Here is a 6923-nt window from a genome sequence, read left to right as displayed (position 1 = left end):
CTTCCTCGCCGGCCCAGGACGCCACGCCGGCATGCCAGGCGCGCTTGGACTCCGGGACGCATTGCACGATGCGGCCGTCTTCCAGCACGATGTAATGCGCCGAAACATCGGTGCCCGCCGTGCATAGCTGCGCGATGGCGCCTTCCACGTCAGGCATCCCGGTGTAGTGCAGCACGATCATGTCGGGCAGACGGGCCTTGTTCCGGTCGCCATAGTTCGGCGACGGGATGACATCGGAGGCGATCGAGGAATCCGGAGTGAACGTCTTCATATTCGCATTGGCCCTGGGGAGCGGAGCGGCGCGCCGGAGCCTCGAATCAATTCCAACAGGCGCAAACGAACCGAGCGGCATACGACAACTCAAACCGGGCAGGAGAACGGCAATAGTGCGTTTCAAAACACACTTCAGCACTATTCCTTATCCGATGCCGTCCGCGCAATGCGGCAGCCGGCCCTCGCTTCGCATTTTCGGCGAGTGTGTGCGGGGAGCATCACTGCGCCGGCGAACGTCGCGCCTGTTGGAGAAAATTCGTGCCGGGGAGGGGCCGTCCGGTGGTCCGGTCGATCCCTAAAATCCTCTTAAACCTTCAACGCTTTCTTAACGCTAACCGCCGTTACTGAGTGGTGAAGAGCCGAACCGGTGTGGGGGCGGCCGAGGCCCTATTGACGCTCGAAATCCCATGGCAGCCCACCAAATCCCGTCGGGAAATCAGGGTATGCGATTTGGGCCGCACCGGAGCGGCAATCGTGCCTTACCGGGGCTTTTTGCGGCGAAAAGCCCGGCTAAGCGCGTATGTTTGAGGCGCAATGGACTCGTTCGCGTCCCGTTTCCACAACTTGACCCCGGCCGGATCCGGAGCCGGGGCGTGAGTTCGTCCGGTAGCCGTCATGTTCCCGTCCTCGGCGCTGAGGCCGTGGCGATGCTTGGCCCGCGTGACGGCGGCATCTATGTCGACGCCACCTTTGGGGCCGGCGGCTACAGCCGGGCCATTCTTGCGGTCGCCGGAACCCGCGTCATCGGAATCGATCGCGACCGCACGGCGATTGCCGGCGGGTTCGGTCTGGTCGACCGATCGGGCGGCCGGCTGACCCTGGTCGAAGACCGGTTTTCCAATCTCGCCGAAATTTGCGCCGCGCAGGGTGTCGACGCCGTCGACGGCGTCGTGATGGATGTCGGGGTGTCGTCGATGCAACTCGACGACGCCGAGCGCGGCTTCTCGTTTCGCAGCAACGGTCCGCTCGACATGCGGATGGGCCATGATGGTCCGACCGCGGCGGATGTGGTCGCCCGGGCTTCCGAGGCCGATCTCGCCAACATCATCTACATCTTCGGCGAAGAGCGGTATTCGCGAAGTGTCGCGCGCGCCATCGTCGCGGCGCGCAAGCATGCACCGGTCGCGACCACGCGCGCACTGGCCGATATCGTCTCCAAGGTGGTGCGCTCGAAGCCCGGCGAAATTCATCCCGCGACCCGGACGTTCCAGGGTCTCCGGATCTTCGTCAACCAGGAACTCGACGAACTGCATCTGGCGCTGTCGGCGTCCGAGCGCATCCTGAAACCCGGCGGCCGGCTGGTGGTGGTGTCGTTTCATTCGCTGGAAGACCGCATCGTCAAGAATTTCCTGGTCGAACGCGCCAGGGCCGGCGGCGGCTCGCGGCATCTGCCTGATATCGCGCCGGTCGCGCCGAGTTTCCAAATTCTGACCAAGCGCCCGGTCACGCCTGGCGACGACGAGATTTCAGCCAATCCGCGCGCGCGGTCGGCGAAATTGCGCGCGGCGGAGCGTACCGATGCACCTGCGCATGCCGCCGCCGAATTGCCGGCCTGGCCCGTTCTCGCCGACGTGATGGGGGGAGGCTGACCATGCGGATCATCCACCTCCTCGTGATCGGCGTGCTGGTGTTTGCCGCGGCCTATGTCTACCGGATTAAGATGGAATCCACCGCGCGCACCGAGCGCGTGCTGCGCCTGCACGCAGACATTCGCGAGCAGCGCGACGCCATCGCCGCACTGCGTTCGGAATGGGCAAAGCTCGATGCGCCGCTGCGGCTGCAGGGCCTCGCCGAGCGTCACCTGGCGCTGAAACCGCTCAGCGCCACGCAATATGATTCGCTGAAAAACCTGCCCGAGCGTCCGCCGAACTTTACCAAATCGGGCGATCCCGATCCGATCGGCGCCATGATCGAGACCATCGATGCCCCCAGCGTGACCGGTTCGGTGCCGGCGCCGGAGGATCGGCGATGACCGGTCAGGCGCGCGCATCCGTCAAGTCCGTGGAACCGTGGCGGCAGCGGCTGATCCGCAGCCTGCTGTACGGCCGCAACGTCAACCGCTCCGCGAAAGCGCGCGCGCGCGTCGGATTTGCGATCGTCGCATTCGTCGCGATCTATGCGGTGATCGGCGGACGGCTTGTGATGTTTGCCGTCGTCGGTGACGGCCACGGCGCCCGCCGCACCGCCGCGCAGGACGCGATCGCCACCGCCCGGCCGGATATCACCGACCGCAACGGCGAGGTGCTCGCCACCGACATCAAGGCGCCCAGCCTGTTCGGCGAGCCGCGCAGGATCATCGACAAGGACGAAGCCATCGAGCTTCTGACCGCGACATTGCCGGATCTCGACACCGGCGAGGTGCGCGAACGGCTGTCGGGCAAAAAAGGCTTCGTCTGGCTGAAGCGCGAAATCACGCCGCTGCAGCAGCAGGAAATTCACCGCCTCGGCATTCCCGGCATCGGCTTCCTGCGCGAGAACAAGCGGGTTTATCCCACCGGCGCCGAAGTGGCGCATCTGATTGGCCTCGTCAACATCGACAATCAGGGTATCGCCGGGATGGAGAAATGGGTCGACAGCAATGGCCTCGCCGATCTGCATCGCGCCGGCTTTGCCACCGACCGTCTACAGCGGCCGGTGGAGCTGTCGGTCGATCTGCGCGTCGAGCACGCGCTGCGCGACGAACTCCTCAAGGCCAAGGAGAAATTCCACGCCAAGGCGGCCTCCGGTCTCGTCTCCAACGTCAAGACCGGCGAAATCGTCGCCATGGTGTCGGTGCCGGATTTCGATCCCAACAACCCGAAAGAGGCGCACGATCCCGATCGCATCAATCGGCTGACGACCGGCGTCTACGAGATGGGATCGACCTTCAAGGCCTTCACGCTGGCGATGGCGCTGGATTCCGGCAAGTCCGATCTCAACTCGCTGTGGGACGCGCGCGGTCCGTTGCATTACGGCAAGTTCACGATCCATGACGACGAGCCGAAGGGCCGCTTGCTCAACATGAAGGAGGTATTCACCTTCTCGTCGAACGTCGGCGCGGCGCGGATTGCGTTGTCGCAAGGCGTCGAGGCGCACAAGGCGTTCCTACGCAAACTGGGTCAGCTCGATCGGCTGCGCACCGAACTGCCCGAGAGCGCCTCGCCGATCGTGCCCAAACACTGGGGCGAGTTGAACACGGTGACGATTGCCTTCGGGCACGGTATTGCCGTGGCACCGCTGCAGGCGGTGATGGGCATCGACGCCCTCGTCAACGGCGGCTGGCTGATTCCCCCGACCTTCATGAAACGCAGCCAGCAGGAAGCGATGGCGCTGGCGAAGCGGGTGATCAAGCCCGAGACCAGCGAAAAGATGCGGTTCCTGATGCGGCTCAACGCCGAGATCGGCACGGCGCGCAAGGCCGATGTGAAGGGCTATTATATCGGCGGCAAGACCGGTACCGCCGAAAAGGTCGTCAACGGCCGCTACGCCAGGAAGCGGGTGCTGACGGCCTTCACCGCGATCCTGCCGGCCGACAATCCGCAATACCAGTTGCTGGTGATGCTGGACGAGCCGCAGGCGCTGAAGGAAACCTACGGGTTCATGACCTCCGGCTGGAACGCGGTGCCGACCAGCGGCGCGGTGATTGCCCGCATTGCACCGCTTTTGGGGATCGAGCCGCGCTTCGATCTGCCGCCGTCCGACCGCCTTATTCTTGCGGCATCCAGGACAACCCAGTAAGGCGTAATACCAGCGCCGGCCGGACTGGAAGATAATGAGACTTCGCGACCTGTTCAGCGATGACGCCATGATCGACCCGCGGGCGGAGGCGGCCGAGGTGTCCGGCGTTGCCGTGGACAGCCGGGCGGTCAAGCCGGGCGATTTGTTCTTCGCGCTGGCCGGCAGCAAAACCGATGGCGCGCGCTTCATCGATTCCGCCATTGCATCCGGTGCGGCGGCGGTCGCGGGCGATCATCCGCCGCAAGGCGGTCTTCGGGTTCCGTTCGTGACCACGCCAAATCCGCGCCGCGCGCTGGCGCAGGCGGCGGCGAAATTTTATCCGCTGCAGCCCGCTACCATCGCCGCGGTGACCGGCACCAGCGGCAAGACCTCGGTCGCTGCTTTCACGCGGCAGATCTGGCAACGGCTCGGTCACGCCTCGGCCAGCATCGGCACCATCGGGCTGGTCTCGCCGAAACGCACCATCTACGGATCGCTGACGACGCCGGATCCGATCGCGCTGCATCGGCAGCTCGACGAAATCGCGCGCGAGGGCGTCACCCATCTGGCGTTCGAGGCGTCATCGCACGGGCTCGATCAGTTTCGGCTGGACGGGGTGCGCATCGCTGCCGGCGGCTTCACCAATCTTTCCCGCGACCACATGGATTACCATCCGGATGTCGCGCACTATCTCGGCGCCAAGCTGCGGTTGTTCGATCTGGTCGCGGCCGGCGGCGCTGCGGCGATCTCGGCCGATCACGACTGTTCGCAGGCTGTGATCGATGCGGCGCGCGCGCGGAACTTGAAGGTCATCGCGGTGGGCCGCAAGGGCGGCGGCGCCGGCAATGGCATTCGGCTGATTGAGGCCGACATCGACGGCTTTGCCCAGAAACTGACCCTCGAGCATCGCGGGCGCAGGCATGCGGTCCGGCTGCCGCTGGTCGGCGAATTCCAGATCGAGAATGCGCTCGTCTCCGCCGGGCTCGCGATCGGCACCGGCAGCGCGCCGAAAGCCGTGTTCGCGGCACTGGAGCATCTCGAAGGCGCCAGGGGACGGCTGGAACGGGTCGGCGAACGCAATGGCGCGCCGATCTTTGTCGACTACGCGCACAAGCCGGATGCGCTGGCCAAGGCGCTGCAGGCGTTAAGGCCGTATGCGAAGCGCAGGCTTGTGGTGGTGTTCGGCGCCGGCGGCGATCGCGATGCCGGCAAGCGTCCGCTGATGGGCGCGATTGCAACCGAGAATGCCGACGGCATCATCGTCACCGACGATAATCCGCGCAGCGAGAATCCGGCGGCGATCCGCGCGGCGATTTTGAGCGCTGCAAAGGGCGCCAAGGACATCGGCGACCGCGCCGAGGCGATCCGGGCCGCGATTGCCGACCTGCAGCCCGGCGATGCCCTGCTGATCGCCGGCAAGGGCCATGAAACCGGACAGATTGTCGGCGACCGCACGCTTGCCTTCAGCGATCACGATGCGGTGGCGGCCGCACTCGCCTCGAGGGTCGCATGAGCACGGCGCCGTTATGGACGTCGGAGGCGATGGCGCAGGCGATGCGCGCGCAGGTCCAGGGCGTCCTGCCGCCAACGGTGTCGGGCCTTTCGATCGACAGCCGCACGGTCGCGCCGGGCGAAGCCTATTTCGCGATCAAGGGCGACGTCCATGACGGCCATGACTTCGTCGCCGCGGCCTTGAAGGCAGGCGCGGCGCTGGCGGTGGTGCAAGCCGCGCAACGCGACAGGTTTGCCGCCGATGCGCCGCTGTTGGTGGTGGACGACGTACTCGCCGGTCTTGTCGAACTGGCGCATGCCGCGCGCGCGCGGCTCGATGCGAAGGTGATCGCGGTCACCGGTTCGGTCGGCAAGACCTCGACAAAGGAGGCGCTACGGCGCGTGCTCGGCGCGCAAGGCGAGACCCACGCTTCGAGCGCGTCGTTCAACAATCACTGGGGCGTGCCGCTGTCGCTGGCGCGATGCCCGGCGACGGCGCGTTTCGCGATCTTCGAGATCGGCATGAATCACGCCGGCGAGATCGAGCCGCTGGTCAAGATGGTGCGGCCGCAGGTCGCCGTCATCACCACGGTCGAGCCGGTGCATCTGGAGTTCTTTGCCGGCATCGAGGCGATCGCCGACGCCAAGGCGGAGATTTTCGCAGGGCTCGAGCCCGGCGGCGCGGTGGTGCTCAACCGCGACAATTCACAATTCGCCCGGTTGCAGCGGCGCGCCAAAAAGCTCGGCATCGCACGCATCGTCTCGTTCGGCGCCGACAGGAAGTCCGGCGCGCGGCTGCTCGACGTGTCGCTGCATTCAGCCTGTTCGGCCGTGCATGCCAATATTCTGGGCCATGACGTCACCTACAAGCTCGGAATGCCTGGCCGACACATGGCGATGAACTCGCTGGCGGTGCTGGCCGCGGCGTCGCTGGCGGGCGCCGACCTGGCGCTGGCGGCGCTGTCGCTGTCGCAGATCGAGCCGGCCGCGGGTCGCGGCAGCCGGCGCGCGCTGGAGGTTGCCAATGGCGAGGCCACCCTGATCGATGAAAGCTATAATGCCAATCCGGCGTCGATGGCGGCGGCGCTGAACGTGCTCGGCCAAGCCGCGGTCGGCCCGCATGGCCGGCGCATCGCCATACTCGGCGATATGCTCGAATTGGGTCCAACCAGCCCCGCGTTGCATCGCGGCCTGAATGAGGCCATCAAGGCCAACCACATCGATCTGGTATATTGTTGTGGTCCGCTGATGCGTAATCTGTGGGACGCTCTTTCCACCGGCAAACGGGGCGGCTATGCCCAGACTGCGGCTATCCTCGAAACGCAGGCGGTCGCCGCAATTCGCGCCGGCGATGCGATCATGGTCAAGGGATCGCTCGGCTCGAAGATGAAAACGATTGTCAATGCGCTCGAAAAGCGCTTTCCCGGAAAGGCCGCGCTCGACGAAGCCGCGGTATAGGCGGT

Annotated in this window: 6 protein-coding genes; 5 read left to right on the top strand and 1 reads right to left on the bottom strand. The window is 65.6% G+C overall.

The genetic code is table 11. The features are described from left to right. The coding region (locus E7813_RS02980; protein WP_291570696.1) for an N-acetylmuramoyl-L-alanine amidase at nt 1-352 on the bottom strand (352 nt) is incomplete at its 3' end. A gap of 514 nt (nt 353-866) precedes the next feature. Between E7813_RS02980 and rsmH the strand changes: the two genes are divergently transcribed. From rsmH to E7813_RS02955, 5 genes are read left to right on the top strand one after another with little or no spacing between them, the layout of a single operon-like run. Continuing rightward, nucleotides 867-1862 carry a 16S rRNA (cytosine(1402)-N(4))-methyltransferase RsmH gene (gene rsmH, locus E7813_RS02975; RefSeq protein WP_291570695.1) on the top strand — a complete coding sequence of 332 codons (996 nt, stop codon included), beginning with the start codon at nt 867-869 and terminating at the stop codon, nt 1860-1862. Nucleotides 1863-1864: 2 nt separating this feature from the next. After that, on the top strand, nt 1865-2245 hold the full coding sequence (locus tag E7813_RS02970; protein ID WP_291570693.1) for a hypothetical protein: 381 nt from the start codon (nt 1865-1867) through the stop codon (nt 2243-2245). Further along, the gene (locus E7813_RS02965) at nt 2242-3990 is read left to right on the top strand and encodes a penicillin-binding protein 2 (protein ID WP_291570691.1); all 1749 of its coding nucleotides are present in this window, start codon (nt 2242-2244) and stop codon (nt 3988-3990) included. Before E7813_RS02970 ends, E7813_RS02965 begins: the two co-directional genes overlap by 4 nt. 34 nt (nt 3991-4024) lie before the next feature. Next, entirely contained in the window at nt 4025-5482 is a 1458-nt protein-coding gene (locus E7813_RS02960; protein ID WP_291570689.1) for a UDP-N-acetylmuramoyl-L-alanyl-D-glutamate--2,6-diaminopimelate ligase, read from the top strand. Then, nucleotides 5479-6918 carry a UDP-N-acetylmuramoylalanyl-D-glutamyl-2,6-diaminopimelate--D-alanyl-D-alanine ligase gene (locus tag E7813_RS02955; protein WP_291570687.1) on the top strand — a complete coding sequence of 480 codons (1440 nt, stop codon included), beginning with the start codon at nt 5479-5481 and terminating at the stop codon, nt 6916-6918. Before E7813_RS02960 ends, E7813_RS02955 begins: the two co-directional genes overlap by 4 nt. The last annotated feature ends 5 nt before the right edge of the window (nt 6919-6923 follow it).

Origin of the sequence: Bradyrhizobium sp. (assembly GCF_004799405.1) — a bacterium.
GTDB lineage: Bacteria > Pseudomonadota > Alphaproteobacteria > Rhizobiales > Xanthobacteraceae > Bradyrhizobium.
This window is presented reverse-complemented; position numbering and strand designations above follow the sequence as displayed.

What these genes read in the sequence shown, in the direction of transcription:
- E7813_RS02965 (WP_291570691.1), top strand. Translation starts at nt 2,242, where the DNA reads ATGACCGGTCAGGCGCGCGCATCCGTCAAGTCCGTGGAACCGTGGCGG.
- E7813_RS02955 (WP_291570687.1), top strand. Translation starts at nt 5,479, where the DNA reads ATGAGCACGGCGCCGTTATGGACGTCGGAGGCGATGGCGCAGGCGATG.
- E7813_RS02970 (WP_291570693.1), top strand. Translation starts at nt 1,865, where the DNA reads ATGCGGATCATCCACCTCCTCGTGATCGGCGTGCTGGTGTTTGCCGCG.
- E7813_RS02960 (WP_291570689.1), top strand. Translation starts at nt 4,025, where the DNA reads ATGAGACTTCGCGACCTGTTCAGCGATGACGCCATGATCGACCCGCGG.